Origin of the sequence: Burkholderia sp. AU16482 (assembly GCF_002223285.1) — a bacterium.
Taxonomy (GTDB): domain Bacteria; phylum Pseudomonadota; class Gammaproteobacteria; order Burkholderiales; family Burkholderiaceae; genus Burkholderia; species Burkholderia semiarida.
Genome location: NZ_NKEY01000003.1, coordinates 707854 through 733715, shown reverse-complemented (window position 1 = coordinate 733715; position 25862 = coordinate 707854). Strand labels below are relative to the sequence as shown.

The window sequence follows — 25862 nt, the reverse complement described above, 5'->3', positions numbered from 1 at the left end:
CATCAGACGCCGCGAGCGCCGCCGATACGTGCGTGACGCACCGGCGGCGCCCCGTCAGGCGATGACGTCAGACATGCAGCGCATGCCCGAGCGCACGCAACGCCGCTTCCTGGAGCGCTTCGCCGAGCGTCGGATGCGCGTGGATCGTGCCGCCGATGTCTTCCAGCCGCGCGCCCATCTCCAGCGACTGCGAAAACGCCGCGGCCAGCTCCGATACACCGCGCCCGACCGCCTGCCAGCCGACGATCAGATGATTGTCGCGCCGCGCGACGACGCGCACGAATCCGTCGGTCGCCTGCAACGTCATCGCGCGTCCGTTCGCGGCGAACGGGAACGACGCGCTCAGACAATCGACGCCGGCCGCGTGCGCGTCGTCCGGCGACCAGCCGGCCGTCACGATCTCGGGATCGGTGAAGCACACGGCTGGAATCGACGCGGGCGTGAACCGGCGGCGCCGGCCGGCGATCAGCTCGGCCACCATCTCGCCTTGCGCCATCGCGCGATGCGCGAGCATTGGCTCGCCCGCGACATCGCCGATCGCCCACACGTTGCGCATCGAGGTCCGGCATGCGTCGTCGATCCGCAGCGCGCGGCCGTTGCGATCGAGCATCAGCGTCTCGAGTCCGAACCCGTCGACGCGCGGCCGGCGGCCCACGGCAACCAGCACGCGGTCGGCCGGCAACGTCTGCTCGGCGCCATCGGCCGCCTGCACGCGCACCGCGCCGTCCTTGGCCAGCCCAAGCACCTTGTGGCCGAGCCACAGCCGCACGCCGAGCCGCGCGAGCGAATCGGCAACCGGCCGCACGAGTTCGGCATCGTACGCGGGCAGCACGCGCTCGGCCGCTTCGACGACGCTGACGTCGACGCCGAGCTTGCGATAGACGATCCCGAGTTCGAGCCCGATATAGCCGGCCCCGACGACGACCAGCCGCTTCGGCAGCGTCGCGGGCGACAGCGCTTCGGTGGACGACACGACGTGTCCGCCGAACGGCATCGACAGCAGCTCGACCGGCTCGGACCCGGTCGCGAGCAACAGATGTTCGCAGCCGATCCGCACCGTATGGCTGCCGGCGACCACTTCCACGGTCTTGCCGTCGATCACGCGCGCTTCGCCGTGCAGCACGCGCACGCCGTTCTTCTTGAGCAGCGCGCCGACGCCGCGCGTCAGCCGCTCGACTATGCCGTCCTTCCAGGCGACGCTTTTCGCGATGTCGATCTCCGGCGTGCGCACACGGATGCCGAGCGCCTCTTCGCCCGCGTGGCCGCACGCCTGTTCGAACGCGTCGGCCACGTGGATCAGCGCCTTCGACGGAATGCAGCCGATGTTCAGGCAGGTGCCGCCGAGCCGGTCGCGTTCGACGAGCACGGTCGGGATGCCGAGCTGGCCGGCGCGGATCGCGGCCACGTAGCCGCCCGGGCCGCCGCCGATGACGAGCAGTGTGGTGTGTTCGTTCTTCATCGGCTCACTCCACGAACAGCAGTGCCGGGCGTTCGAGCACCGCGCGCACGGCCTGGATGAATTCGGCCGCATCCGCGCCGTCGACGACGCGATGATCGAACGACGACGACAGGTTCATCATCTTGCGCGCGACGATCGCGCCGTCGCGGATCATCGGCCGCTCGACGATCCGGTTCACGCCGACGATGCCCACTTCAGGATGATTGATCACCGGCGTCGACACGATGCCGCCGAGCGCGCCGAGGCTCGAGATCGTGATCGTCGAACCGCTCAGTTCGTCGCGCTGCGCACGGTTCGCGCGCACCGCGTCGGCGAGCCGCGCGATTTCCGCCGAGATCGACCACACGTCGCGCGCTTCCGCATGGCGCAGCACGGGTACCGTGAGGCCGCCGTCGGTCTGCGTCGCGACGCCCATGTGCACCGCGCCGTAGCGCGTGACGACGCCCGCCTCGTCGTCGAAACGCGCGTTGATCTGCGGGAAATCGCGCAGCGCGATCACCATCGCGCGAATCAGCAGCGGCAATGGCGTGAGCTTGCCGCGCGTGTCGCCGTGGCGGCGATTCAGTTCCGTGCGCAACGATTCGAGCTCGGTGACGTCGATTTCCTCGACGTAGCTGAAATGCGGGATGCGGCGTTTCGCTTCCTGCATCTTGCGCGCGATCGCGCGCCGCAGGCCGATCAACGGCACGTCGGTTTGGTCATGGCGTTCGTCGTAGCCGCGCGGTTGCGCGCCGCCCGCGCCGCCGCCGGTACGCGCATACGCATCGAGATCCGCATGCAGGATCCGCCCGGCTTCGCCGGTGCCGCGCACGTAGCGCAGCTCGATGCCCATGTCCCACGCGCGCTGGCGCACGGCCGGCGACGCGAGCGGCCGTTCGCCCGGTGCGAGCGCCGCGCGCGGCTGCGCGGCCGGTTCGTCGCGGCGCGGTTTCGCCGGTGCGCGAGGCGCCGCATGCGCGGGCGACTCCGGCGGCTCGGGCGATCCGGACGGCGCGTCGGCCACCGGCTTCGACGCCGCCGACGCGACCGGTGCGGTTGCTACCTTCGTTTCTCGCACCGGCGCCGCCGCCTTCAGGTTGCCGTCGCCTTCGACTTCCAGCCGAATCAGCTCGCTGCCGACCGCCATCATCTCGCCGATCCGGCCGCCCAGCCCGATCACCTTGCCCGCCACCGGTGACGGAATCTCGACCGCCGCCTTGTCGGTCATCACGTCGGCGAGCGGCTGGTCCTCCTTGATCGTCTGCCCGACTTCCACATGCCAGGCCACCAGCTCGACCTCGGCGATCCCTTCGCCGATATCCGGCATCTTGATGACATGAATCCCCATCTCACGCCTCCATCACGCGTCGCAACGCTTCACCGACCCGCGTCGGCCCCGGAAAGTACGCCCATTCCTGCGCATGCGGATACGGCGTGTCCCAGCCCGTCGTGCGCTCGACCGGCGCTTCGAGGTGATAGAAGCAGTGTTCCTGGACCAGCGATACGAGCTCCGCGCCATAGCCGCAGGTGCGCGTCGCCTCGTGCACCACGACGCAGCGCCCGGTCTTGCGCACCGACGCGACGACGGTATCGAGATCGAGCGGCCACAGCGTGCGCAGGTCGATCACTTCCGCGTCGATGCCCGTCTCCTCGGCCGCGGCCAGCGACACGTGCACGGTCGTGCCGTACGTCAGCACCGTCACGCCGTTGCCGGGCCGCACGATGGCGGCCGTATCGAGCGGCACCGTGTAGTAGCCTTCGGGCACCGCGCTCGCCGGATGCTTGAGCCACGACGTGACCGGCCGTTCGTGATGGCCGTCGAACGGGCCGTTGTAGAGCCGTTTCGGTTCGAGGAAGATCACCGGATCGTCGTTCTCGATCGATGCGATCAATAGCCCTTTCGCGTCGTACGGATTCGACGGCATCACCGTGCGCAGCCCGCACACCTGCGTAAACATCGCCTCCGGGCTCTGGCTGTGCGTCTGTCCGCCGTAGATCCCGCCGCCGCACGGCATCCGGATCGTCATCGGCGCGGTGAACTGGCCGGCCGAGCGGTAGCGCAGCCGCGCGCCTTCCGACACGATCTGGTCGGAGGCCGGATAGAAATAGTCGGCGAACTGGATCTCGCAGACGGGCCGCAATCCGTACGCGCCCATCCCGACCGCCGCGCCGACGATCCCGCCTTCCGAGATCGGCGCATCGAACACGCGCGACTTGCCGTATTTGTTCTGCAGTCCTTCGGTACAGCGGAACACGCCGCCGAAATAGCCGACGTCCTGCCCGAACACGACCACATCGCTGTCGCGCCCGAGCATCACGTCCATCGCGGAGCGCAGCGCCTGGATCATCGTCATCGGCTGCGTCGCCGTATCCGTTTCGTGTCGCGCCATGATCACGCTCCCAGTTCCTGGCGCTGACGGCGCAGGTGCGCGGGCAGCTCCTTGTACACGTCGTCGAACATCGAGGCCGGCGACGGAATCCGGTCGTCGGCCAGCGTCCCGTATTTCTCCGCTTCCTTCTGCGCGGCGATCACCTCGGCCTCGAGCTCGGCCGTCAACGCGTCATGCGCGCTGTCCGACCAGATGCCCTTCACGATCAGGTGACGCTTGAAGCGCTCGATCGGGTCGCCAAGCGGGAAATGCGACCAGTCGTCGCTCGGCCGGTACTTGGTCGGATCGTCCGACGTCGAATGCGCGCCCGCGCGGTAGGTCACCCACTCGATCAGCGTCGGGCCGAGATTGCGGCGCGCGCGCTCGGCCGCCCAGCTCGACGCCGCGTAGATCGCGAGGAAGTCGTTGCCGTCGACGCGCAGCGACGCGATCCCGCAGCCGACGCCGCGCCCGGCGAAGGTCGTGCCCTCGCCGCCCGCGATCGCCTGGAACGTCGAGATCGCCCACTGGTTGTTGACGACGTTCAGCACGACCGGCGCGCGGTACACGTGCGCGAACGTGAGCGCGGTGTGGAAATCGGCCTCGGCCGTCGCGCCGTCGCCGATCCACGCGGACGCGATCTTCGTGTCGCCCTTGATCGCCGACGCCATCGCCCAGCCGACCGCCTGGATGAACTGCGTCGCGAGGTTGCCGGAAATGGAGAAGAAGCCGGCTTCGCGATCCGAGTACATCACCGGAAGCTGGCGGCCCTTCAGCGGATCGCCTTCGTTGGACATCAGCTGGCAGATCATCCGCTCGAGCGGCACGTCGCGCGCGATCAGGATGCTCTGCTGCCGATAGGTCGGAAAGCACATGTCGCCGTCGCGCAGCGCCATCGCGTGCGCGGTGCCGATCGCCTCTTCGCCGAGGCTCAGCATGTAGAAGGAGATTTTCTTCTGGCGCTGCGCGATCATCATGCGCGCGTCGAAAATGCGGGTCTTGAGCATCGCGCGCAGCCCGGCGATCAGCCGCGCATCGTCGAGATCGGGCGCCCACGGGCCGACGGCCTTGCCGCTGTCGTCGAGCACGCGCACGAGGCTGCGGGCGAGATTGGCGGTGTCCGCCGCGGCTACGTCGATCGGCGGGCGGCGGACCGCGCCGGCCGGCGATAGATGCAGATAGGAAAAGTCCGTCTTGCAGCCCGGGCGCCCGGTGGGCTCCGGCACATGCAGACGCAATGGCTCTGACAGGCTCATCGTGTCGTCTCCACGCTCGATTGTGTCTCACGCTGGTTGGGAACGCGCGAGCCGGTTGCCGGCCCGCGCGTGAGCTGACGCACGGATAAGCGCGTCAACCTTGGAAATTTATGCCTGGCAGCGGCGGGCGTCGATGCCCAAGCCGCTCGTTCGTGGTGAGCAGATTTGCCATGGCGCCGGCCGGCGCTCGTGAGTGCGGCGGGCAGAGGCGGCGAAGGACGGATTTGCTGCAGCGCATCGTTGCTGCGGCTGAGACGACGAGCGGGCATCGAGGAACGGACGAATCGGCGCCGTCCCGATCATGCGAGGGTACGAAGCAAAAGACCCCGGGAGAAATCCTGGGATCTCCGCGGGGTCTTGCGTCTGGTTCGGGCGCTTGTGCGCCCGGTTGCCGGCTTACTGCGGCGCGCGATCGATCACGCGTCGGGGCGGAACAGGTCGAAGCGGCTGTCGGGTTTCACGTGCACGTAGGCCGACGGGCCGCCCGCACGAAGGATGATGCCCGCGCCGAACGTGTCGAAGATGCCGTCCTTCAGCAGGTCGTGGCGGATATGGACCGCGATGACCTCGCCCAGCACCAGCGTGGCTGGCGTCTCGACACCGTGATGATCGCGCAGCCGGATCACGTCGGTCACCTTGCATTCGAAGTTCACGCCGCTTTCCGCGACGCGCGGCACATTCACGAGACGCGACGGCACCGCGGTCAGGCCGCCGAGTTCGAATTCGTTCACGTCGTACGGCACGGCGGCGCAGGTCTGGTTCATCCGCTCCGCGAGATCGCGCGTCGCGAGATTCCACACGAACTCGCCAGTCTCCTGCACGTTGCGCACGCTGTCCTTCGCGGCGGTGCTCGAAAAGCCGATGATCGGCGGGCGGTAGTTGAACGCGTTGAAGAAGCTGTACGGCGCGAGGTTCAGCGTGCCGTCGCTGCCGCGCGATGAAATCCAGCCGATCGGGCGCGGGCCCACGATCGCGTTCAACGGATCGTGCGGCAGGCCGTGGCCTTGCGACGGTTCGTAATAGTGATGGGTCGAGTCGGTCATGACGGGTGGTCTGGCGAGAGGCAAACGATGGGGAAAAAGCGGTCGGGGGACGCGTTCGCCAAGGTGACGCTGGCGTACGCCGCGACGAGCGTGCCAGTATCACATGGCGCGGTTTTCGGCGCAGCGAAGCTCATCGCGAGCCACGCCGGCGTGCCGCCGCACATGCGTGCGCGCAATAAAAAACCCGCGAGCGCTGATTTCTCGCGGGTTTTTTACACCGTTATCGAATCGCGTCAACGCAATCGATGGTGCCGGGGACCGGACTCGAACCGGCAAGCCAGTTAAGGCGGCGGATTTTCGTCACACTGCTTCTTTCAAAGCCGGCCTCGCGTGCGAGAACCGTTCGTGCGCTGGACTATGCCTTCACCGTCGCGCGCGGGCATGACCGCTGCCCGTGCGCCTTAGGCGCCCCCCGTCTAGTCTCTACACCTTCCTCGCGGGTGCCGCGAGGCTTGGCTCGGCGTTGCCTCGATGCGCGCATCAGGGGTTTCGCCGAATTTGAAGGGTTCTGCACCGACCGTTTCCGGCCGGGCACTCAATCGTTTAAGTCCGCTATGTTTACCAATTTCATCACCCCGGCAAGAGGGCGGACGCGATTCTACCATTGCTTGGCGCATGCGTTCCCTTATTCCGCCGCGCCGCATCGCGACACCGGCCATCGTCGCACCGCCTCGGCCTGCGCATTCGATACCGACACCACGCCCGACGATTTCATCCCGCGCCGCCGCCTCCGTCGATACAATCGGTCGCGCGTCGTCCGACGCCGTCAACCGTCTGACGTTTGTGTCGTGCCGTTCGCGAAACAAGCGTCGCATGCGTCATCGCGAAGTCACAAACGTTTTCGATAATTCCCCGGCCGAAAACGTTTACATCGCATGACTTCATGACCTCGACCATCAAAGACGTCGCTGCCCTCGCGGGCTTCTCGATCGCCACCGTTTCGCGTGCGATCAACGCGCCGCATACCGTCAGCCCCGCCACGCTGCAGACGATCCGCACCGCCATCGACACGCTGCAGTTCCGCCCGAGTCCGCTCGGCCGGCAACTGCGCGGCGAACGCACGCGGCTCGTCGGCGTCGTCGTGCCGACGCTGTCGAACCCGGTGTTCGCCGACTGCCTGCAAGGCATCGACGCGCTCGCGACCGCGGCCGGTTTCAAGTTGATCCTGATGACCACCGAATACGATGCGGCGCGCGAGCGTCATGCAATCGAGACGCTGCGCGAGCAGCGCGTCGAAGGGCTGATCCTCACCGTCGCCGATGCGGACACGCACCCGCTGCTCGACATGCTCGACCGCGACGGCCCGCACTACGTGCTGATGCACAACGACACGCGGCGCCGTCCGTCGGTGTCGGTCGACAACCGCCGCGCCGCCCATGACGGCGTGCAATTGCTGACCGCGCGCGGCCACCGCCGCGTGCTGATGCTGGCCGGTTCGCTCGCCGCGTCGGATCGCGCGCGCCAGCGTCATCTCGGCTATGCGCAGGCGCTCGAGGAAAGCGGCGTGGCCCCGCTGCCGCCCGTCGAGGTCGACTTCAACGCACCCGAACTGCCCGATGCGGTGCTCGCGCATCTCACCGCGCACGCCACGCGCCCGACCGCCCTCTTCTGCAGCAACGACCTGCTCGCGATGGTCGTGATGCGCGGCCTGCGCCGCGCGGGTTTCTCAATTCCCGACGATCTGTCGGTGCTCGGCTTCGACGGCATCGCGATCGGCGAGTTGCTCGCGCCGCCGCTCGCGAGCGTCGCGACGCCGAACCACGACATCGGCTGCCACGCGTGGCAGCGTCTCGTCGAATGCATCGGCGGCGCGGCGATCGACCGCACGTCGACGATCCTGCCGCATGCGGTGCGCGACGGTGCGACGATTGCGCCGCCCGCCACCGACCTGCAACTGCGCAAGGCCTGATCGCAACACGCACGCGCCACGCAAACCGACCACCCTCCCACTCGCCCGGAGACCCACCGTGTCCTTTCGCCTGACCTCGCTGCTGCGCGCGCTTGCCGCGCCGCTCGCCCTCGCCGCGCTCGTTGCCGGCGCCCCCGCGGCTCATGCCGACGAAACGGCGATCTGCTACAACTGCCCGCCCGAATGGGCCGACTGGGCCGCGCAGATCGCGGCGATCAAGCAGAAAACCGGCATTCGCGTGCCGTTCGACAACAAGAACTCGGGCCAGTCGATCGCGCAATTGATCGCCGAGCAGAAGAGCCCGGTCGCCGACGTCGTCTACCTCGGCGTGTCGTCGGCGTTCCAGGCAAAGGAAAAGGGCGTGATCGCACCGTACAAGCCCGCGCACTGGAACGACATTCCCGCGAACCTGAAGGATCCGCAAGGCTACTGGTTCGCGATCCACTCGGGCACGCTCGGCTTCTTCGTGAACAAGGGCGCGCTCGACGGCAAGCCGGTGCCGCGCTCGTGGGCCGATCTGCTGAAGCCCGAATACAAGGGCATGGTCGGCTACCTCGATCCGTCGAGCGCGTTCGTCGGCTACGCGGGCGCCGTCGCCGTCAACCAGGCGCTCGGCGGCAGCCTCGACAACTTCAAGCCGGCGCTCGACTGGTTTCGCAAGCTGAAGGCGAACGCGCCGATCGTGCCGAAGCAGACCGCGTATGCGCGCGTGCTGTCCGGCGAGATTCCGATCCTGCTCGACTACGACTTCGACGCGTATCGCGCGAAATACAAGGACAACGCGAACGTCGAGTTCGTGATCCCGAAGGAAGGCACGATCGCGGTGCCGTACGTGATGAGCCTCGTGAAAGGCGCGCCGCACGACGCGAACGGCAGGAAGGTGCTCGATTTCGTGCTGTCCGACGAAGGCCAGAAGCTGTGGGCCAATGCGTACCTGCGCCCGGTGCGCGCGCAGGCGCTCGGCGCCGACGTCGCCGCGAAGTTCCTGCCGGCGAGCGAATACGCGCGCGCCAAGCCGGTCGACTTCGGCAAGATGGCGGCCGGCCAGCAGGCGTTCGGCCAGCAGTACCTGCAAGTGATGCAGTAAGCCGCGGGACGCAACCGATGCTCGACCTCACTTTTCCGCTGCGCTGGCGCATCGCGCTCGTCGCGCCGGCGCTCGCGGTATTCGCCGCGTTCTGGCTGCTGCCGATGGCGTCGCTCGTGCAGGTGTCAGCCGACGGCGCCTTCTTCTCGCACTACGCGGCGTTGCTCGGCAATGCGCGCTACATGAAGAGCCTCGGCGAGACGGTCGCGCTGTCCGCGGGCGTCACGCTCGCGACGCTCGCGCTGTCGACGATCTCGGGTCTGCTGCTCGCGCGCCGCGAATTCGCCGGCAAGCGCGTGCTGCTCGCGCTGCTCACGTTTCCGCTCGCGTTCCCGGGCGTCGTCGTCGGCTTCATGGTGATCATGCTCGCCGGGCGCCAGGGGCTGATCGGCATGCTGTCGGCGAAGCTCACGGGCGACAAGTGGGTGTTCGCGTATTCGGTTGCCGGCCTGTTCATCGGCTACCTGTACTTCTCGATTCCGCGCGTGATCGTCACCGTGATCGCGGCCGCGTCGAAGCTCGACGCGTCGCTCGAGGAAGCCGCGCGTTCGCTCGGCGCGTCGCCGTGGCGCATCTTCGCCGACATCGTGCTGCCCGCGCTCGCGCCGGGCCTGATCGCGGCCGGCGCGATCTGCTTCGCGACCGCGATGGGCGCGTTCGGCACCGCGTTTACGCTCGCCACCGACCTGAACGTGCTGCCGATGACGATCTACACCGAGTTCACGCTGAACGCGAACATCGCGACGGCGGCGGGCCTCTCGATCGTGCTCGGCATCGTCACCTGGGCCGTGCTCGCGCTCGCGCGCCGCTTCACCGGCCACACCGCCGCCGCCGCGGCCTGAGGAATCCTTCATGCAATCGCTTTCCGGCTCTTCCACGCTGTCGTCGGCGCCCGCTCCGTCGCATGCGAACGGCGTCGCACGACGGGCACCGCGCGTCACGGGCGCGCGCGCGATCGCCGCGCTGCAATGGAGCGTCACGCTGCTGCTGTGCGCGTTCCTGATCGTGCCCGTCGTGATGTCAGTGCTCGCGGGGCTGACCGTCAACTATTTCCGCGGGCTGTCGAGCGGCCTCACGCTGCGCTGGCTCGAACAGGTGTGGCAGCAGTATCACGGCTCGGTCGCGCTGTCGCTCTACGTCGCGTTCGCGACGCTCGCGATCGTGCTCGCGATCGGCGTGCCGGCCGGCTATGCGCTCGCGCGCAGCAAGAGCCGCGTCGCGCGTGCGATCGAGGAAGCGCTCGTGCTGCCGGTCGCGCTGCCGGGCCTGGCCTCGGCGCTCGCGCTGCTGGTCGTGTACGGCGGCTTCACCGCATTCCGGATGAGCCTGTGCTTCATCGTCGTCGGCCACGTCGTGTTCACGCTGCCGTTCATGGTGCGCGCGGTCGCGGCGGTTGCGGCCGGCGCCGACCTGCGCACGCTCGAGGAAGGCGCGGCGAGCCTCGGCGCGTCGTTCGTCACGCGCTTCGTCACGATCGTGCTGCCGAACCTGCGGCCGGGCATCGTCGCCGGCGCGCTCGCGGTGCTCACGCTGTCGATCGGTGAGTTCAACCTCACGTGGATGCTGCATACGCCCGACACCAAGACGCTGCCGGTCGGGCTCGCCGATACCTATGCGTCGCTGCGGCTCGAAGTCGGCAGCGCGTACACGATCCTGTTCCTGCTGATGACGCTGCCGCTGCTCGTCGCGATGCAGTGGCTCGGCGTCGATCCGTCCGGGACGCGTGCGCTGAAGAAGCGCCCGCGCTGACCCTGTGCTGACTTTACCGATTCCATGAAACTCGATTCCACGCCCATCACCCTGACCGGCTGCGCGAAGACGTTCCGCGGCACACGCGTGCTCGAGCCGCTCGACCTGTCGATCGGCGCCGGGGAAACGCTCGTGCTGCTCGGGCCGTCCGGCTGCGGCAAGACGACCACGCTGCGCCTGATCGCGGGCCTCGACACGCCGGACGCCGGCGGCACGATCGCGTTCGGCGACGACGACGTGACCGCGCTGCCGATCGAGCGCCGGCAGGTCGGCATGGTGTTCCAGAACTACGCGCTGTTTCCGAACCTGACGGTGCGCGGCAACGTCGGCTACGGGCTGAAGATCCGCAAGACCGAGCCGCGCGCGTTGCGCGAACGCGTCGACGAACTGCTCGCGATGATGCGGCTCGACGCGCATGCGGACAAACCGATCGATCAACTGTCGGGCGGCCAGCGTCAGCGCGTCGCGCTGGCGCGCGCGCTCGCGGTGCGGCCGCGCGTGCTGCTGCTCGACGAACCGCTGACCGCGCTCGACGCGAAGCTGCGCGACGTGCTGCGCCGCGACATGAACGCGCTGCTGCGCGCGCTCGGCGTGACGACCGTCTACGTGACGCACGATCAGGCCGAGGCGATGGAGCTCGGCGACCGGATCGTCGTGATGGGCGCGGGCCGCATCGAGCAGATCGGCACGCCGCGCGAGATCTACTACCACCCCGCGAACCGCACGGTCGCGCACTTCATCGGCACGCTGAACCGGCTGGCGGGCCAATGGCGCGACGGGGCGCTCGCAACGACGGGCGGCGCGATCGTCACGCCGCATGCGGCCGACGAATGGTTCTTCCGCCCCGAGGACGCGCAACTCGCCGATCCCGCGCACGCGCCGCTGCGCGGGGCGGTCGGCGCATGCGCGTTCCTCGGCGAGCGCACGCGGCTCACGATCGAGGATGCGGCGCCCGACGCGCTCGTGATCGACGTACCGGGCCGCATCGCGCTCGCGCGCGGCACGGCGGTCGGTCTCACGATCGCGCCGGAAGGCCTGATCGCGCTCGGCGCGTAAGCCGCCGATCGGGCATCATGCATGCAGCCCCCCACGACGGCGCACGCCGCCGCGACAACAACCAGACGATTCCGAGGAACGACGATGCTGCTTGCTCAAATCAGCGATCTCCACATCAAGCGGCCGGGCCAGCTCGCGTACCGGCGCGTCGACACCGCGGCCGCGCTCGCGCGCTGCATCGCGAAGCTGAACGCACTCGTGCCGCGCCCCGACGCCGTGCTCGTCACCGGCGACCTGACCGACTTCGGCCACGATGAAGAGTACGGCAACCTGCGCGAGCTGCTCGCGGCACTCGAGATGCCGTACTACCTGATGATCGGCAATCACGACGACCGTGCCGGTCTGCGCCGCGCGTTCGCCGATCGCGCCGAGTTGCAGGACGGCGAATTCGTGCAGTACGCGCTCGACGTCGGCGCGGTGCGCGTGCTCGCGCTCGATTCGCAGGTGCCGGGCGCGAGCCACGGCGACCTGTGCGACGCGCGGCTCGCGTGGCTCGCCGCGCAGCTCGACGCCGCGCGCGCGCAGCCGGTGATCGTCGCGCTGCATCACCCGCCGTTCGTGTCGGGCATCGGCCACATGGACAAGCTGCGTCTAGCGCCCACCGCCGCCGCGAAACTCGATGCGCTGCTGCGCGCGCATCCGAACGTCGAGCGCGTGCTGTGCGGCCACGTGCACCGCACGATGTTCACGCGCTTCGGCGGCACGCTCGCGTGCGCGGTGCCGTCGCCCGCGCACCAGGTCGCGTTCGACCTGCGGGCCGACGCGCCGTCCGCGTTCCGGCTCGAACCGCCGGCGTTCGCGGTCCACCGTCATGCGCCCGATACGGGGATGACGTCGCATCACGTGTATATCGACGAAGGCGCGGGGCCGTATCCGTTCTACGAGCCGACGGGCGAGCTGGTCGACTGACCGATGTGAAGCGCGGTGACGGGCGACGGCCGGCCCGTCGCGCCGGCTTGCCGCCGGCAGGATTCGCGTCGCTCCGGTATGATCGGCAGCCTCGACCGGCGCCCGGCCTGCCGGCGCATCCGACGCGTGCGCCGCCTGCCGCGCCGCCCCACTCCGTTGCCGCCGCCATGTCCACCGCCTCCACCGACCGTCCGACCGACGCCGCCTCGCCCCACTACTCGCGCAGCCTGCTGTTGCTGCTCGCGACGATCGCGGGCGTGTCGGTCGCCAACATCTACTACAACCAGCCGCTGCTCGACAGCTTCCGCGCGACCTTTCCGGACGGCGCGTCATGGATCGGCGCGGTGCCGACCGCGACGCAGCTCGGCTATGCGGCCGGCATGTTCCTGCTCGCGCCGCTCGGCGACCGTTTCGATCGCCGCGGGCTGATCCTGCTGCAGATCGCCGGGCTGTCGATCGCGCTGATCGTGGCGGCCGCCGCGCCGTCGCTGGCCGTGCTCGCGGTCGCGAGCCTCGCGATCGGCATCCTCGCGACCATCGCGCAGCAGGCCGTGCCGTTCGCCGCCGAAATCGCGCCGCCGGCCGAACGCGGCCACGCGGTCGGCACCGTGATGAGCGGCCTGCTGCTCGGCATCCTGCTCGCGCGTACCGCCGCCGGCTTCGTCGCAGAGTATTTCGGCTGGCGTGCGGTGTTCGCCGCCTCGGTCGCGGCGCTCGTCGCGCTCGCCGTCGTGATCGTGCTGCGGCTGCCGCGCAGCTCGCCGACGTCGACGCTGTCGTACGGCAAGCTGCTCGGCTCGATGTGGCATCTGGCCGTCGAATTGCGCGGGCTGCGCGAGGCATCGCTGACGGGCGCCGCGCTGTTCGCGGCGTTCAGCGCATTCTGGCCCGTGCTCACGCTGCTGCTCGCCGGCGCGCCGTTCCATCTCGGCCCGCAGGCAGCCGGATTGTTCGGGATCGTCGGCGCCGCGGGCGCGCTCGCCGCGCCCTATGCGGGCCGCTTCGCGGACACGCGCGGCCCGCGCGCGATCATCTCGCTCGCGATCGCGCTGCTCGCGCTGTCGTTCGTGATCTTCGCGCTGTCGGGGTCGAGCCTCGTCGGGCTCGTGATCGGCGTGATCGTGCTCGACGTGGGCGTGCAGGCCGCGCAGATCTCGAACCAGTCGCGCATCTATGCGCTGAAGCCCGACGCGCGCAGCCGCGTGAACACGGTGTACATGGTGTGCTACTTCATCGGCGGCGCGCTCGGCTCGTCGGCCGGCGTCGCCGCATGGCGCGCGTTCGGCTGGACCGGCATGTGCGCGGCCGGCCTGCTGTTTGCCGCGCTCGCCGGCTGGTCCCACCACCGCGGCGGCCGGCGCGGCTGAGCGGGATCGGCTGCGGCTGCGGCTGCTGCGGCTGCGGCGGCGTCACGCGTCGGTGCGCGCAGCGGCCGGCTCGGCGGCGGCGGGCGGCGGCGCGAACGCCGGGGCCGGGTCGATCACCGCGCCGGGATCCATGACCGCGGCAGGCGTCGGTACCGCCAACGGGACGGCCGAAGGCGCGAGAATCGGCGCCGGATCGGGTGTCGCCATCGGCGCGGACGGCGGCGAAGCATCGCTTGTGAGCGCCTGCTCCACCGCCGCGGCCGGTGCGGCCGGTGAAGTGGCGGCCGAGGCGGTGGCCGTCGCAGCCGCGGGCCGACGCGCCGGATCGAACACGAACGACAATCCGACGCTGCCGAGAATCGCGACGGTCGCGACGACGGTCGCCATCGTCACTGGTTCGCCGAGCAGCAGCGCACCGAGCGCGACCGCGACGATGGGATTCACGTACATGCAGCTGCTCGCGATGATCGGGCTCGTATGGCGGATCAGATAGCCGTACGCGACGTACGCGGCCATCGTGCAGAACACCATCAGGTACACGAACGCGAACACCGACCCGACGGCCAGTTGTTCGACGCGTTCGCCCAACAGCCACGCGACGATCGTCGACATCAGCCCGCCGAGGCCGATCTGCAGCGACGTCGACAGGAACAGGTCGGACGGCAGCTTGAGCCGCGTCGCGAGATGCGCGCCGCCCGCCCAGAACAGTGCGCCGGCCAGCACGCAGATCGTGCCGAGCGCCGAGTTCGCGGCGGCCGCGCCGCCCGAATTCAGCACGACGATGCCGACCATCCCGAGCGCGACGGCCGCCCATTCGCCCTTCGCCACCGGCCGCCCGGCGACCGCCGCGATCACGGTCGCGAACAGCGGCACCGTGGCCACCATCACCGCGGCCGACCCGCTGCTGACCGTGCGCATGCCGAGCGCGATCGTGCCGGACGACAGCGCGACGAGCATCGTGCCGACGATCGCCGAGTTGCGGATTTCCAGCAGCGTCGGCCATTCGGGCTTGCGCCGCAGCGCGAAGATGAACAGGCCGATCCCGCCGAGCAGGTTGCGCAGCCCCGACAGCAGCAGCGGCGGAAACGACTGCAGCGCGAAATGCAGCCCGCTGTAAGTCGAGCCCCAGACAAAATAGATGAAGACGAGCGCCAGCGCCACGCGACCGCCGCGGCTTTGGGGCAGGCGGATCCGGAACGAAAATCGGGCGAGGAAATCGAGAAGGCGGTCGAGCGGTGTCATTGCGCTGCCCGCCCGCACGTCGCGTCGCGTGCTCCGCGGAAAGACGCCGGCAATGCCGGCAAACGGTCCAGGCGGAACCGGGAAGGCAGAGCAAACGTGCGGAACGACATGGCAGTGCGAACGGCGACGAAAAAGAACCGGCAAGCGGCGGCAGAGGGACAAAAAAAACGCGCGCAACCGTTTTCGGTTGCGCACGCTCGGCATTATGGCATCAAGGATTCGAAAGCATCGTCAGACCTATCCGAAAGGATCGGGAGTGACGTTTCGGCGCGACACCTGGCGTGCCGCGAGCCCTTCCCGTCTACCGCGCCAGTTCGACCTGCACGACCGCGCCGCTCTCGTCGGCCGACAGCACGGTGATCCGGCGTCCGGACACCGTATCGACGATCGACTTGCCCGGCATCAGCGGCGCGTCCTTCATGCCGTCCGCGCTGCCGGGCGTCGCATCGACGAGGGTGTTCTTGATGCTCACGGTGTTCGGGTGGCGCATGATCCGCACCGTCACGCCGTTGACGAACGGTGACGTGTCCGGCCAGTCCTCGAACGTGCCGCGCTTGCCTGCGTCGAGCTGCGGACGGCGGAATTCGAGCACCAGCGCCGAGCCGTCCCCACGCGGCAGCCGGTAGCCCTGCTTGCCCGGCAGCGTGCTCCACAACGGCGCGAGGCGATACGTGCCGGGCTTGACGATGGCGGGCACGTCCTCCTCGGAAAGCCAGCCGGTAAACAACTGGTAATCGATCGGATACATCCGCCGGCCGCCACCGCCCACGGTATCGGTCGGATCGTCGATGCCGCCCGTCACGCAGCCGTTGCCGATCACGACGGCGCCATCCTTGACCGGGCAGTGTTGCAGCGAATCGGGGTGGTGTACGCCGAGCCCGTGCCCGAACTCGTGCGTCCACATCCAGTACCCATGCCCGGAGCCGTTCGACAGGATCCACGCGCCCGGGCTCCCGGCCAGACCTGAAAATCTGCATTCGCGGTTCGACGGGAAATCGACGAACAACAAGTTGAACTTGCCGGCATCGACGCCGCGCGCCTTCGCCGCGGCCTTCGCCTGCGCGCGAATGGCGACCGAATCGCACCCCTTGGGGAAATCGCCGAGATCCACGTCGGTCAGCATCGTGCCTTCGATCCCAAACTTGCCGCGCGATGCCAGCTTGAGGTAGTGCGCGAGCGACGAAAAATCGTCGCCGTCACCGAATACCGCCTTGCGGATCGGCTCGGCGGGATTCGCCGTCTGGCCCGTAAAGCGGCCCGTTATCAGCAACACGCGATCGGTGCCGCCGACCCTGCGCATCAGGGTCGGCACTTCACCTTCGTAGGTCCAGCGTGCGGCGGGCTGGCCAGCCTCGGGCAGCATCGCGAGCGCGTCCTCCGTCGCCTGCAGCGCGGTGCCTTTGTTCGTATCGGCCCAGTGCTTGTTCAGCATCGTGAACGCGCCGTTCGGATCGAGCATCGCCGCACGCCACAGCCGCGTCGTCGGGTAATCAGCGCCGCCGCACGACGACATGCTCACCGCGCCCGGCGCGGCAGGCGCCGCACGCAGGCAGACGTCGCGGCTCTGCGATGCGGCCAGCACGTTCTTCACCCTGAAGTTCTCGTTGTTGGCCCGCTCCATCCGCCAGCGCTGCGCGTCCGATCCCGAACAGGCCGCGAACCCGACGGACACGCCATCGACAGTCGACATCGTGAGGCAACGCTCACCGCCTTGCGCGAGGTTGCGGATGGCGAAGCTCGTGTCGATGGGTGCTGGCGGCGGTTCGACCGGGGGTGGTTCGACCGGCGGAGGCTCGACCGGCGGAGGCTCGACCGGCGGAGGCTCGACCGGCGGAGGCACGATCGGCGGCGGCACAACCGGCGGCGGCACAACCGGCGGCGGCACAACCGGCGGCGGCACAACCGGCGGCGGCTCGCCGGGCACCTCCTCGGGCAGCGTGGGCGCCGGATCGGCCAGTTCGACGTCGCCCGGCTCCGGACGCGGGCTCGCGTCCTCGATCTGCACGACCTCGGACGAATCGTCACCGCCGCAGGCCGACAACGTCAAACCCGCCAGCAGACAAAATGCTCCCAACGGCAAACCACGCCGAAAAAATACAAGATTCATGCTAATCGACTCACCGCGAATAGGAAAAAGGAAGGCGCAGCCGCACACGCATCACACCGTGCGCGACCAGCGTTACTCGACCTGTCATTCGCGATTCGAATAGCGAATAGGTTAAATTCCGCTGCTGCCAGATACATACGTCAATTGACGCCGATCTCCCGCGAGGAGACCGGCGCGACGAGAAAATTATAAAATTCGACGTATTCGGCAAACAATCGTACAAGTACTAAATTGCGGCCCTCATTAACGCCATGAAATTCGACCTTTACCGATCTTTTTCGAGATAAGTCGCCAGTCCATCGCGCGATGCGGCCCACGTCACGATCCGCCGAACCAGTTGTAGCCCTGATCTACCCAGTAGCCGCCCGGGAACGTATCGGTCACGAAGATTTCCATGATGTGCTTCGGGTTCTTGTAGCCGAGCTTGGTCGGCATCCGCAGCTTCATCGGGAAACCGTACTCCGGCGGCAGCTGGCGGCCGTCGTATTCGAACGCGAGCAGCGTCTGTGGATGCAGCGCGGTCGGCATGTCGATGCTTTCGTAGTAGTCGTCCGCGCACTTGAAGCCCACGTATTTCGCGTGTGTGTCCGCGCCGGCGCGCGCGAGGAATGCGCCGAACGGCGTGCCGCCCCAGCGGCCGATCGCGCTCCACCCTTCCACGCAGATATGGCGCGTGATCTGTTCCGCGTGCGGCAGTGCGCGAAGCTCGTCGAGCGTCCATACGCGCTTGCCCGTCACGCGGCCCGACAGCACGAGCCGATACGTCGACTCGTCGACGTGCCGCACTTCGTCGATCCCGTAGTACGCGTTGAACGGGAACGGGCGCGTGATGTCGGCCTCGGTGTAGGTCGGCGCGAGCTGGTTCGGGTTGAACAGCCACGCCTGCACGCGGTCGTTCATGCGCGACACTTTCTCGAGGAACGTGTTGACCGACGCGTCGTCCTGCAGCGTGCAGCCGGTCAGCATCGTGAGGCCGCCGAGCGTCAGCACGCGCCGGTTGAAGAGCCGTCGCGACGGCATCTCGAGTTCGCGGCGCACGTCGAGCTCGAGCGATTTCCGGTCGAGCGCCCAGCGCGGCTCGCCGCGGTTTTTTTCGGATTCCGACATGATAATTTCCTTCGCCCGCGAAGCGGGTCAGCGGCCGCGCAGCATCGCGAGCAGCGAGCGCGGCACGAGCAACGCCATCGCGACATGGACGACGACGAACGCGACCAGCAGCGACATCGCCCAGAAATGCACGATGCGCGCATTGTCGTAACCGCCGAACAACTCGCGCAACAGCGGGAACTGTACCGATTTCCAGATCGCGAGCCCCGACAGCACCAAGACGACGAGATCGACGATCGCGGTCAGATACGCGGCACGTTGCACCGCGTTGTAGACGCTCAGGTCGTCGTGCGACAGCCGCCCGCCGAGCGCGGCGCGCACGTCGCGCCACACCGACGCAGGTGTCACGGGCAGCAGCTTGCGTGCGAAGCGCCCCGTCGCGATCGACATCGCGAGGTAGAACAGGCCGTTGCCGACCAGCAGCCACATCGCCGCGAAATGCCATTGCAGCGCACCGCCGAGCCAGCCGCCGAGCGTGATGCCGTGCGCGAACGTGAACGACGGATAGATCGGCGACGCGTCATAGATGCGCCAGCCGGACAACGCCATCAGGATCGCCGCGAGCGCGTTGAGCCAGTGGCTCGCGCGCACCCACCGCGGATGGATCGTCGGCGCGGGCGGCGGCGCATTCGCGCGATCAGTGACAGGGACCGTTTGCATGATGAAGACTCCCGGGATGATGTGACGGGGCGCGACGCGCGCCGGTGACCGGCCGGTCGCGCCCCGCACGCATTCGTTAGTTCGACGGGCTCATGGCGTCCTTCTTCATCGCGTCGTCCTTCTTCATCGAATCGTGACCCATCGCGTCCTTCTTCATCGCGTCCTTCTTCATCGCCTGCTTCTTCATGCCGTCCTTCTTCATGCCGTCCTTCGCCATCGCACCGTCCTTCGACATCGCGTCGTGGCCCATCGCGTCCTTCGACATCGACATGCCGTCCTTCGACATCGCATCGTTCTGCGCGTAGGCCCCCGTTGCGATCGTGGCAAGTGCGGCGATACAGGTGGCGACGAATACTTTTTTCATGACATCTCTCCGATACATGGGTTAAGGAGCCGAATAGACGGAGCACGCGGACGGAAATGACAGCGATGACGAAAATTTTTTGCGCCTGAAAAAAGGGAACGGACTACTGCCCCGCTCGGCCGTTCTGTCCGGCCCTGCATCGCGGTTCGACCGCAGCGCTTGCTGCGGCGCAGCGTGCGCGCACCAGCGGCCGCGATCCGGCCATCGCCCGGCGCCATCCGCGCCGCATCCGGTTGAAACCGCCGCCAAGCCGGTGTATCGTGTGCGCTGCTAACGCGGGGGTCCTGCAATGCGTTCGGTCAAACAACCGGCATTGCGGGTGAGAAATACCCTTTGAACCTGATCTGGATAATGCCAGCGCAGGGAAGCGTACGGATTTCGCCGCCATCCCTCTGACGAAACCCGCCGCCTCACCAAGCCTTGTCTCCTGCTTAGCTCGAGCCCCACATTCGTCAAGGGCTCCGGGCAAGCGCCGAAGCGCCTGTCCGGCGCCCGCACAGGAGATTGCATGAACGCCAATCCGAAGTTTCTGTCTGCCGACGCCCACGTCGACGCCGCCGCCGTCGCCCCGCTGCCCAATTCGCGCAAGGTGTATGTCACCGGCTCGCAACCCGACATCCGCGTGCCGATGCGCGAGATCACTCAGGCCGACACGCCGACCGGCTTCGGCGGCGAGAAGAATCCGCCGATCTACGTGTACGACACGTCGGGCCCGTACACCGATCCGGACGCGAAGATCGACATCCGCGCGGGCCTGCCCGCACTGCGTCAGCGCTGGATCGAAGCGCGCGGCGACACCGAAGTGCTCCCCGGCCTGTCGAGCCGGTACGGCCTCGAGCGCGCGGCCGACCCGGCCACCGCCGACCTGCGTTTCCCGGGCCTGCACCGCAACCCGCGCCGCGCGCAGCCCGGCAAGAACGTCACGCAGATGCACTACGCGCGTCAGGGCATCATCACGCCGGAAATGGAATACATCGCGATCCGCGAGAACCAGCGCCGCGCCGAATACATCGAGAGCCTGAAGTCGAGCGGCCCGAACGGCGCGAAGCTCGCCGCGATGATGGGCCGCCAGCATCCGGGCCAGGCGTTCGGCGCCGCGGCCTTTGGCGCGAACGCGCTGGCCGAGATCACGCCGGAATTCGTGCGCGACGAAGTCGCGCGCGGCCGCGCGATCATCCCCGCGAACATCAACCATCCGGAATCCGAGCCGATGATCATCGGCCGCAACTTCCTCGTGAAGATCAACGCGAACATCGGCAACTCGGCCGTCACGTCGTCGATCGGCGAGGAAGTCGACAAGATGACGTGGGCGATCCGCTGGGGCGGCGACACGGTGATGGATCTGTCGACCGGCAAGCACATCCATGAAACGCGCGAGTGGATCATCCGCAACAGCCCGGTGCCGATCGGCACGGTGCCGATCTACCAGGCGCTCGAAAAGGTCAACGGCAAGGCCGAGGACCTGACCTGGGAAATCTTCCGCGACACGCTGATCGAACAGGCCGAGCAAGGCGTCGACTACTTCACGATCCACGCGGGCGTGCGCCTGCAGTACGTGCCGCTCACCGCGAACCGGATGACGGGCATCGTGTCGCGCGGCGGCTCGATCATGGCGAAGTGGTGCCTCGCGCATCACAAGGAAAGCTTCCTGTACGAACACTTCGAAGAGATCTGCGAGATCATGAAGGCGTACGACGTGAGCTTCTCGCTCGGCGACGGCCTGCGCCCCGGCTCGATCTACGACGCGAACGACGAAGCGCAGCTCGGCGAACTGAAGACGCTCGGCGAGCTCACGCAGATCGCGTGGAAGCACGACGTGCAGGTGATGATCGAAGGCCCCGGCCACGTGCCGATGCAGTTGATCAAGGAGAACATGGATCTCCAGCTCGACTGGTGCAAGGAAGCGCCGTTCTACACGCTCGGGCCGCTGACCACCGACATCGCGCCGGGCTACGACCACATCACGTCGGGCATCGGCGCCGCGATGATCGGCTGGTTCGGCACCGCGATGCTGTGCTACGTGACGCCGAAGGAACACCTCGGCCTGCCGAACAAGGACGACGTGAAGGAAGGCATCATCACGTACAAGCTCGCCGCGCACGCGGCCGACCTCGCCAAGGGTCATCCGGGCGCGCAGGTGCGCGACAACGCGCTGTCGAAGGCGCGCTTCGAGTTCCGCTGGGAAGACCAGTTCAACATCGGTCTCGACCCGGACAAGGCGCGCGAATTCCACGACGAGACGCTGCCGAAGGATTCGGCGAAGGTCGCGCACTTCTGCTCGATGTGCGGCCCGCACTTCTGCTCGATGAAGATCACGCAGGACGTGCGCGAGTTCGCGGCGCAGCAAGGCGTGTCGGAGACCGAAGCGCTGAAGAAGGGGATGGAGGTCAAGGCGGTCGAGTTCGTGAAGACCGGCGCCGAGATCTACCACCGCCAGTAAGCGCGCCGCGAGCCGCACCGCTCGCATCGCGCCGCGCGAAGCCCGCTTTCGAGCGGGCTTTTTTGCGCATGTCGCGTGCCTGCCGGCGCAGGGGAAACAATTGATTACGAAACCGCGCGAGCCTTAACAAGTCCTTACAGCAGCGCCGCAGGACGGCGCGTAGATTGGGGTCATGCGTGGCCGCCGGTCGGTCGCGCGCCTTCCGTTCACTACCACAAGGACAACGATCATGAATTCGATTCGGCGTTTTGGGGTATGCGCGCTCCTCGTCGCGACAGTGGCCAGCCTGTCGGCCTGCGATTCGATGTCGCGGCGCCAGCGCGATACGGCAATCGGTGCGGGTGTCGGCGGCGTCGCCGGCGCGGCGATCGGCGGCAACGCGCTGTCGACGCTGGGCGGCGCGGCGGCCGGCGGCATCATCGGTAACCAGATCGGCAAGTAAGCAGCCCGACTCCGGCCGGCCGGGCGTCATCCGGCCACGGCCGATCGGCTCAACGGCGCTTCCGCACCGCGGACGCGCCGTTTTTGCATGTAGCGCCGCAGGGCGTGGCCGCTGACCGGAAATGATCGGTTACCGTTTCTCATACCGTGTCACCGGTCCTCGGCCTAAGCTTCGAGTATCTGCCGATAGCCGGCTGCGCCGGAGACACATCATGAACAGGACCTTCGTCGCCTCGGCGCTTGCCTGCGCGACGCTTGCCGGCTGCTATTACCCATACGCCTACTATCCCGGAGGCTATTACACGGCGGCGCCGGCGCCGGTACAGCCCGCGCCCGTGTATGTCGATCCGGCCCCCGCCTACTACTATCCGGCGCCTGCGTATGGGCCGGCGTGGGGCGGCTATTGGGGCCCGGCACTGTCGCTCAATTTCGGTTTCGGCGGACGCGGCGGCTGGCGTCATCGCTGATCGGCCGCACCGCGCGTGGCCGCCCGCCGCCGGGCACGACCGGCGACGTTCCCGTTTCTTGTCGTTTCATCCGATCATGAAACGACGGTGTGGTAACGCGGTGTAAGATCCTCGCATCCCGTCCCGCCCTCCCCGATCGATGTCGCCCAAAAACGCTTTCCTGCTGACCGTGCTCGCCGCCCTGTGGGGCGCATCCTTCCTGTTCATCCGGATCGGCGTGGTCGATTTCGGCGTCGCGCCGCTGATGGCGCTGCGCGTGGGCATCGGCGCGCTGTTTCTCGCGGGCTTCGCGCTGACGCGCTTCAAACCGGCCGATCTCGGCGCCCGGTTGCGCCGTCATGCGTGGCCGCTGTTCGTCGTCGGCGCGCTGAATTCCGGCATCCCGTTCTGCCTGTTCGCGTTCGCCGAATTGACGCTGTCGGCCGGCGTGACGTCGGTGATCAACGCGACGACGCCGCTGTGGGGCGCGCTCTTCGCTTATCTGTGGCTGAAGGACAAGCTGTCGCTGCCGCGCGCGCTCGGCCTCGTCATCGGGTTCGCCGGCGTACTCACGCTCGTGTGGAACCAGATCGCGACCGCGCACGGCGACACGGGCGCCGGCGCGACCGCGCTCGCCGCGGCGGCCGCACTGGGCGCGACGCTGCTGTACGGCGTCGCGGCCAACTATACGAAACGCAACCTCGGCGGCGTCGATCCGCTCGTCAACGCAGCGGGCAGCATGATCGGCTCGACCGTGCTGCTGCTGCCGTTCGCGATCGCGACGTGGCCGGCCGCGCCGATCGGCGTGCACGCATGGGGCGCGGTGCTCGCGCTCGGCGTCGCGTGCACGGGCATCGCCTATTTCATCTTCTTCTACCTGATCGCGCACATCGGGCCCGCCCGCGCGATTACCGTGACGTTCGTGATCCCCGTGTTCGGCCTGCTGTGGGGCGCGCTGTTCCTCGGCGAACACGTGTCGGCCGTGATGATCGAAGGCTGCGCGATCGTGCTCGTCGGCACCGCGCTCGCGACCGGCGTGATCAAGCGGATTCCCGGCGTCCGGCCCCGCGGCGGCGAAGCGGCCTGACGATCGGCACGCCGGGCGCGCACGGACCGTCGCAGGCCGCAGCCCAGTGGCCGCCGCGCGGCAATGCCGATGACGGCGCGCCGCGGGTTGGCCGACATGCCGCCGATCGCACCGCGGCGCGCGGCATTCGTCTCATTCGTCTGACAGCGGCGGCCGGCCGCCGGGATTTCCCGTATCGGGCGGCAACGACGCACGATCACGCCCTGTCGCGGGATGATCGCCCGCGGCCGCGGCGCGCTTCGTTTCGCGACGATCATGCACCGTACGCACGCATGCGGCGCCCGCGGCCGCGCCGCCGCCCGCGTGCCGGAATCGCGATGTAGCGTTTGCGTCTGGAGTTACCCTGATACGCGCGCCGCGGCAATCCCGTTACACTCGGGACACTTATCCGCAGAAGGCAGTCTCGATGCCCCACGTTCTTTCGCGTCCGCCTGCGCATGCGGCTGCATCGGCGTGGCGGAGTGTCGACACCCCGCCGCCCCCGCCTGGGCACCGTTGACATGAAGCCCACCCGCGACCTGTCGCTCGACGCCCTGCTCGAACGCCTCACGCCGACACCCCACGGCTGGCTCGCCACCTATCGCACCACGACCTTGCGCAGCGTGTTCCAGCCCGTGCTGTCGATCACGCACAAGCGCGTCGTCGGCTACGAGGCGCTGCTGCGCGTCGTCGACGGGAACGGCGCGCTGGCGTCGCCCACCGCCCTGCTCGACAAGACGCGCGGCGACGCCGACGCGCTGCTGCTCGACCGGCTCGCGCGCTGCCTGCACACGGCCAACTTCGTCGCGCAGGGCATCGGCGACGGCTGGCTGTTCCTGAACGTGACGCCGCGCGTGCTCGATACGGGCCTCGTGCAGCGCGAGTTCGTCGAGGCGCTATGCCGGCATTTCGCGCTGCCGCCGAACCGCATCGTGCTGGAAGTGGTCGAGCAGCCGGCGCGCGACGAAGCCGCGCTCGCCCGCACGATCGACATGATCCAGCATCGCGATTTCCTGATCGCGATCGACGATTTCGGCACCGGCTTCTCCAACTTCGACCGCGTGTGGCGGGCGCGACCCGACATCGTGAAGCTCGACCGCTCGCTCGTCGAGCGTTCGACCAGCTCGGCCGAGGATCGCCGCATCATGCATCACCTCGTGTCGATGCTGCACCAGGCCGGCGCGATGGTGCTGGCCGAAGGCGTGGAAAGCGACGACGCGTTGCAGGCGCTGATGGAAGCCGACATCGATTTCGTGCAGGGTTTCCGGTTCGGTCAGCCCGATGCATCGATCGCGCACGCGAGCGCGGCGGCGCCCGCGATGCTCGACGCCGCGTGGCGGCGCTTCATCGCCCGCCGGCACACGCCGGTGGCCGCCGGGCAGCCGGGCTTCGACGCGATCGAACGCCTCGTGCTCGGCGGCGCGGCCGCGTTTTCGGCGAGCGGCAACCTGCAGGACGCCGCACAGCGCGTATTCGCGGTGCCTGCCGCGCGTCGCGTGTTCGTCACGGACGAGACGGGCGAACAGTTCCTGCCGTCGATCGGCGCCCCGCTCGACGATAGTCAGGCGAGCGCGACCCGCCTCGCCCCGTTGTTCCCGGAGACCCACAGCAACTGGTCGCGACGCCCGTATTTCCAGCGCGCGATCGCCGCCCCCGGGCGCGTCGCGCTGATGGGCCCGCACTTTTCGCTGACGGAAGGCCGCGACTGCTATACGGCCGCCGTCGCGATCCGCGCGCAGAGCCGGCTCGTCGTGTTCTGCGTCGATTTCGTGCTCGACAGCGCCGGAACCGTGATGCGCTAGCGGG

23 protein-coding genes and 1 riboswitch are annotated in these 25862 nt (G+C 68.2%); of the genes, 13 read left to right on the top strand and 10 right to left on the bottom strand.

Going from position 1 to position 25862, the window contains the following annotated elements:
* Positions 1-67: 67 nt before the first annotated feature.
* The 5 genes from lpdA to CFB35_RS05930 all read right to left on the bottom strand — a co-directional run bounded on the left by lpdA (position 68) and on the right by CFB35_RS05930 (position 6106).
* Positions 68-1459, bottom strand: a complete 1392-nt coding sequence (gene lpdA / locus CFB35_RS05950; RefSeq protein ID WP_089464646.1) for a dihydrolipoyl dehydrogenase — start codon at positions 1457-1459, stop codon at positions 68-70.
* A gap of 4 nt (positions 1460-1463) precedes the next feature.
* Positions 1464-2786 (bottom strand): dihydrolipoamide acetyltransferase family protein, encoded by a 1323-nt coding sequence (locus CFB35_RS05945; protein WP_089464645.1) that lies wholly within the window; start codon positions 2784-2786, stop codon positions 1464-1466.
* A gap of 1 nt (position 2787) precedes the next feature.
* On the bottom strand, positions 2788-3828 hold the full coding sequence (locus CFB35_RS05940) for an alpha-ketoacid dehydrogenase subunit beta (protein WP_089464644.1): 1041 nt from the start codon (positions 3826-3828) through the stop codon (positions 2788-2790).
* A 2-nt stretch (positions 3829-3830) separates the two neighbouring features.
* Positions 3831-5063: a 3-methyl-2-oxobutanoate dehydrogenase (2-methylpropanoyl-transferring) subunit alpha gene (locus CFB35_RS05935; RefSeq protein ID WP_059573914.1), complete on the bottom strand. Its 1233-nt coding sequence runs from the start codon at positions 5061-5063 to the stop codon at positions 3831-3833.
* 416 nt (positions 5064-5479) lie between these two features.
* Entirely contained in the window at positions 5480-6106 is a 627-nt protein-coding gene (locus CFB35_RS05930) for a flavin reductase family protein (protein WP_059573915.1), read from the bottom strand.
* An 883-nt stretch (positions 6107-6989) separates the two neighbouring features.
* Here CFB35_RS05930 and CFB35_RS05915 point away from each other — a divergent pair.
* The 7 genes from CFB35_RS05915 (at position 6990) to CFB35_RS05885 (ending at position 14183) form a co-directional block, all read left to right on the top strand.
* Positions 6990-8015 carry a substrate-binding domain-containing protein gene (locus tag CFB35_RS05915; protein ID WP_059573916.1) on the top strand — a complete coding sequence of 342 codons (1026 nt, stop codon included), beginning with the start codon at positions 6990-6992 and terminating at the stop codon, positions 8013-8015.
* 58 nt (positions 8016-8073) lie between these two features.
* Entirely contained in the window at positions 8074-9102 is a 1029-nt protein-coding gene (locus CFB35_RS05910) for an ABC transporter substrate-binding protein (RefSeq protein ID WP_089464642.1), read from the top strand.
* 17 nt (positions 9103-9119) lie between these two features.
* A complete protein-coding gene (locus tag CFB35_RS05905; RefSeq protein WP_089464641.1) occupies positions 9120-9944 on the top strand; it encodes an ABC transporter permease in 825 nt (274 codons plus the stop codon).
* Positions 9945-9954: 10 nt separating this feature from the next.
* The gene (locus CFB35_RS05900; protein WP_089464640.1) at positions 9955-10851 is read left to right on the top strand and encodes an ABC transporter permease; all 897 of its coding nucleotides are present in this window, start codon (positions 9955-9957) and stop codon (positions 10849-10851) included.
* A gap of 24 nt (positions 10852-10875) precedes the next feature.
* Positions 10876-11907, top strand: coding sequence for an ABC transporter ATP-binding protein (locus tag CFB35_RS05895; RefSeq protein WP_089464639.1), 1032 nt, complete (start codon positions 10876-10878; stop codon positions 11905-11907).
* A gap of 84 nt (positions 11908-11991) precedes the next feature.
* Entirely contained in the window at positions 11992-12816 is an 825-nt protein-coding gene (locus tag CFB35_RS05890) for a phosphodiesterase (protein WP_089464638.1), read from the top strand.
* Between the two features lie 167 nt (positions 12817-12983).
* On the top strand, positions 12984-14183 hold the full coding sequence (locus tag CFB35_RS05885; RefSeq protein WP_059573921.1) for an MFS transporter: 1200 nt from the start codon (positions 12984-12986) through the stop codon (positions 14181-14183).
* A gap of 42 nt (positions 14184-14225) precedes the next feature.
* Here CFB35_RS05885 and CFB35_RS05880 read toward each other — a convergent pair whose 3' ends face one another.
* Both CFB35_RS05880 and CFB35_RS05870 read right to left on the bottom strand, forming a co-directional pair.
* Entirely contained in the window at positions 14226-15425 is a 1200-nt protein-coding gene (locus CFB35_RS05880; RefSeq protein WP_060011728.1) for an EamA family transporter, read from the bottom strand.
* Positions 15426-15726: 301 nt separating this feature from the next.
* The gene (locus tag CFB35_RS05870; protein ID WP_226093728.1) at positions 15727-17115 is read right to left on the bottom strand and encodes an RICIN domain-containing protein; all 1389 of its coding nucleotides are present in this window, start codon (positions 17113-17115) and stop codon (positions 15727-15729) included.
* 37 nt (positions 17116-17152) lie between these two features.
* On the opposite strand from CFB35_RS05870, the gene CFB35_RS35270 reads away from it, so the two are divergent.
* Positions 17153-17635, top strand: coding sequence for a hypothetical protein (locus CFB35_RS35270; RefSeq protein ID WP_230971914.1), 483 nt, complete (start codon positions 17153-17155; stop codon positions 17633-17635).
* Between the two features lie 215 nt (positions 17636-17850).
* Here CFB35_RS35270 and CFB35_RS05865 read toward each other — a convergent pair whose 3' ends face one another.
* The 3 genes from CFB35_RS05865 to CFB35_RS05855 all read right to left on the bottom strand — a co-directional run bounded on the left by CFB35_RS05865 (position 17851) and on the right by CFB35_RS05855 (position 19663).
* The gene (locus CFB35_RS05865; RefSeq protein ID WP_060011467.1) at positions 17851-18639 is read right to left on the bottom strand and encodes a molybdopterin-dependent oxidoreductase; all 789 of its coding nucleotides are present in this window, start codon (positions 18637-18639) and stop codon (positions 17851-17853) included.
* Positions 18640-18666: 27 nt separating this feature from the next.
* Positions 18667-19299, bottom strand: coding sequence for a cytochrome b/b6 domain-containing protein (locus tag CFB35_RS05860; RefSeq protein WP_060011466.1), 633 nt, complete (start codon positions 19297-19299; stop codon positions 18667-18669).
* Positions 19300-19375: 76 nt separating this feature from the next.
* The gene (locus CFB35_RS05855) at positions 19376-19663 is read right to left on the bottom strand and encodes a pentapeptide MXKDX repeat protein (protein WP_059573924.1); all 288 of its coding nucleotides are present in this window, start codon (positions 19661-19663) and stop codon (positions 19376-19378) included.
* 267 nt (positions 19664-19930) lie between these two features.
* Positions 19931-20047, top strand: a riboswitch (TPP riboswitch).
* 124 nt (positions 20048-20171) lie between these two features.
* Here CFB35_RS05855 and thiC point away from each other — a divergent pair.
* The 5 genes from thiC (at position 20172) to CFB35_RS05825 (ending at position 25858) form a co-directional block, all read left to right on the top strand.
* A complete protein-coding gene (gene thiC / locus CFB35_RS05850) occupies positions 20172-22103 on the top strand; it encodes a phosphomethylpyrimidine synthase ThiC (RefSeq protein WP_059573925.1) in 1932 nt (643 codons plus the stop codon).
* Positions 22104-22332: 229 nt separating this feature from the next.
* On the top strand, positions 22333-22545 hold the full coding sequence (locus CFB35_RS05845) for a glycine zipper 2TM domain-containing protein (protein WP_059573926.1): 213 nt from the start codon (positions 22333-22335) through the stop codon (positions 22543-22545).
* A gap of 211 nt (positions 22546-22756) precedes the next feature.
* Positions 22757-23011: a hypothetical protein gene (locus tag CFB35_RS05840; RefSeq protein WP_059573927.1), complete on the top strand. Its 255-nt coding sequence runs from the start codon at positions 22757-22759 to the stop codon at positions 23009-23011.
* Positions 23012-23150: 139 nt separating this feature from the next.
* Complete coding sequence (locus CFB35_RS05835) at positions 23151-24077, top strand: DMT family transporter (protein WP_059573928.1); 927 nt, start codon at positions 23151-23153, stop codon at positions 24075-24077.
* 500 nt (positions 24078-24577) lie between these two features.
* Positions 24578-25858, top strand: a complete 1281-nt coding sequence (locus CFB35_RS05825) for an EAL domain-containing protein (protein ID WP_059573929.1) — start codon at positions 24578-24580, stop codon at positions 25856-25858.
* Positions 25859-25862: the final 4 nt, after the last annotated feature.

What these genes read in the sequence shown, in the direction of transcription:
- CFB35_RS05905 (WP_089464641.1), top strand. Translation starts at nt 9,120, where the DNA reads ATGCTCGACCTCACTTTTCCGCTGCGCTGGCGCATCGCGCTCGTCGCG.
- CFB35_RS05860 (WP_060011466.1), bottom strand. Translation starts at nt 19,299, where the DNA reads ATGCAAACGGTCCCTGTCACTGATCGCGCGAATGCGCCGCCGCCCGCG.
- CFB35_RS05835 (WP_059573928.1), top strand. Translation starts at nt 23,151, where the DNA reads ATGTCGCCCAAAAACGCTTTCCTGCTGACCGTGCTCGCCGCCCTGTGG.
- CFB35_RS05885 (WP_059573921.1), top strand. Translation starts at nt 12,984, where the DNA reads ATGTCCACCGCCTCCACCGACCGTCCGACCGACGCCGCCTCGCCCCAC.
- thiC (WP_059573925.1), top strand. Translation starts at nt 20,172, where the DNA reads ATGAACGCCAATCCGAAGTTTCTGTCTGCCGACGCCCACGTCGACGCC.
- CFB35_RS05865 (WP_060011467.1), bottom strand. Translation starts at nt 18,639, where the DNA reads ATGTCGGAATCCGAAAAAAACCGCGGCGAGCCGCGCTGGGCGCTCGAC.
- CFB35_RS05915 (WP_059573916.1), top strand. Translation starts at nt 6,990, where the DNA reads ATGACCTCGACCATCAAAGACGTCGCTGCCCTCGCGGGCTTCTCGATC.
- CFB35_RS05945 (WP_089464645.1), bottom strand. Translation starts at nt 2,786, where the DNA reads ATGGGGATTCATGTCATCAAGATGCCGGATATCGGCGAAGGGATCGCC.
- CFB35_RS05890 (WP_089464638.1), top strand. Translation starts at nt 11,992, where the DNA reads ATGCTGCTTGCTCAAATCAGCGATCTCCACATCAAGCGGCCGGGCCAG.
- CFB35_RS05930 (WP_059573915.1), bottom strand. Translation starts at nt 6,106, where the DNA reads ATGACCGACTCGACCCATCACTATTACGAACCGTCGCAAGGCCACGGC.
- CFB35_RS05895 (WP_089464639.1), top strand. Translation starts at nt 10,876, where the DNA reads ATGAAACTCGATTCCACGCCCATCACCCTGACCGGCTGCGCGAAGACG.
- lpdA (WP_089464646.1), bottom strand. Translation starts at nt 1,459, where the DNA reads ATGAAGAACGAACACACCACACTGCTCGTCATCGGCGGCGGCCCGGGC.
- CFB35_RS35270 (WP_230971914.1), top strand. Translation starts at nt 17,153, where the DNA reads ATGGCGAAGCTCGTGTCGATGGGTGCTGGCGGCGGTTCGACCGGGGGT.
- CFB35_RS05855 (WP_059573924.1), bottom strand. Translation starts at nt 19,663, where the DNA reads ATGAAAAAAGTATTCGTCGCCACCTGTATCGCCGCACTTGCCACGATC.
- CFB35_RS05940 (WP_089464644.1), bottom strand. Translation starts at nt 3,828, where the DNA reads ATGGCGCGACACGAAACGGATACGGCGACGCAGCCGATGACGATGATC.
- CFB35_RS05900 (WP_089464640.1), top strand. Translation starts at nt 9,955, where the DNA reads ATGCAATCGCTTTCCGGCTCTTCCACGCTGTCGTCGGCGCCCGCTCCG.
- CFB35_RS05870 (WP_226093728.1), bottom strand. Translation starts at nt 17,115, where the DNA reads ATGTCGACTGTCGATGGCGTGTCCGTCGGGTTCGCGGCCTGTTCGGGA.
- CFB35_RS05845 (WP_059573926.1), top strand. Translation starts at nt 22,333, where the DNA reads ATGAATTCGATTCGGCGTTTTGGGGTATGCGCGCTCCTCGTCGCGACA.
- CFB35_RS05840 (WP_059573927.1), top strand. Translation starts at nt 22,757, where the DNA reads ATGAACAGGACCTTCGTCGCCTCGGCGCTTGCCTGCGCGACGCTTGCC.
- CFB35_RS05880 (WP_060011728.1), bottom strand. Translation starts at nt 15,425, where the DNA reads ATGACACCGCTCGACCGCCTTCTCGATTTCCTCGCCCGATTTTCGTTC.
- CFB35_RS05825 (WP_059573929.1), top strand. Translation starts at nt 24,578, where the DNA reads ATGAAGCCCACCCGCGACCTGTCGCTCGACGCCCTGCTCGAACGCCTC.
- CFB35_RS05935 (WP_059573914.1), bottom strand. Translation starts at nt 5,063, where the DNA reads ATGAGCCTGTCAGAGCCATTGCGTCTGCATGTGCCGGAGCCCACCGGG.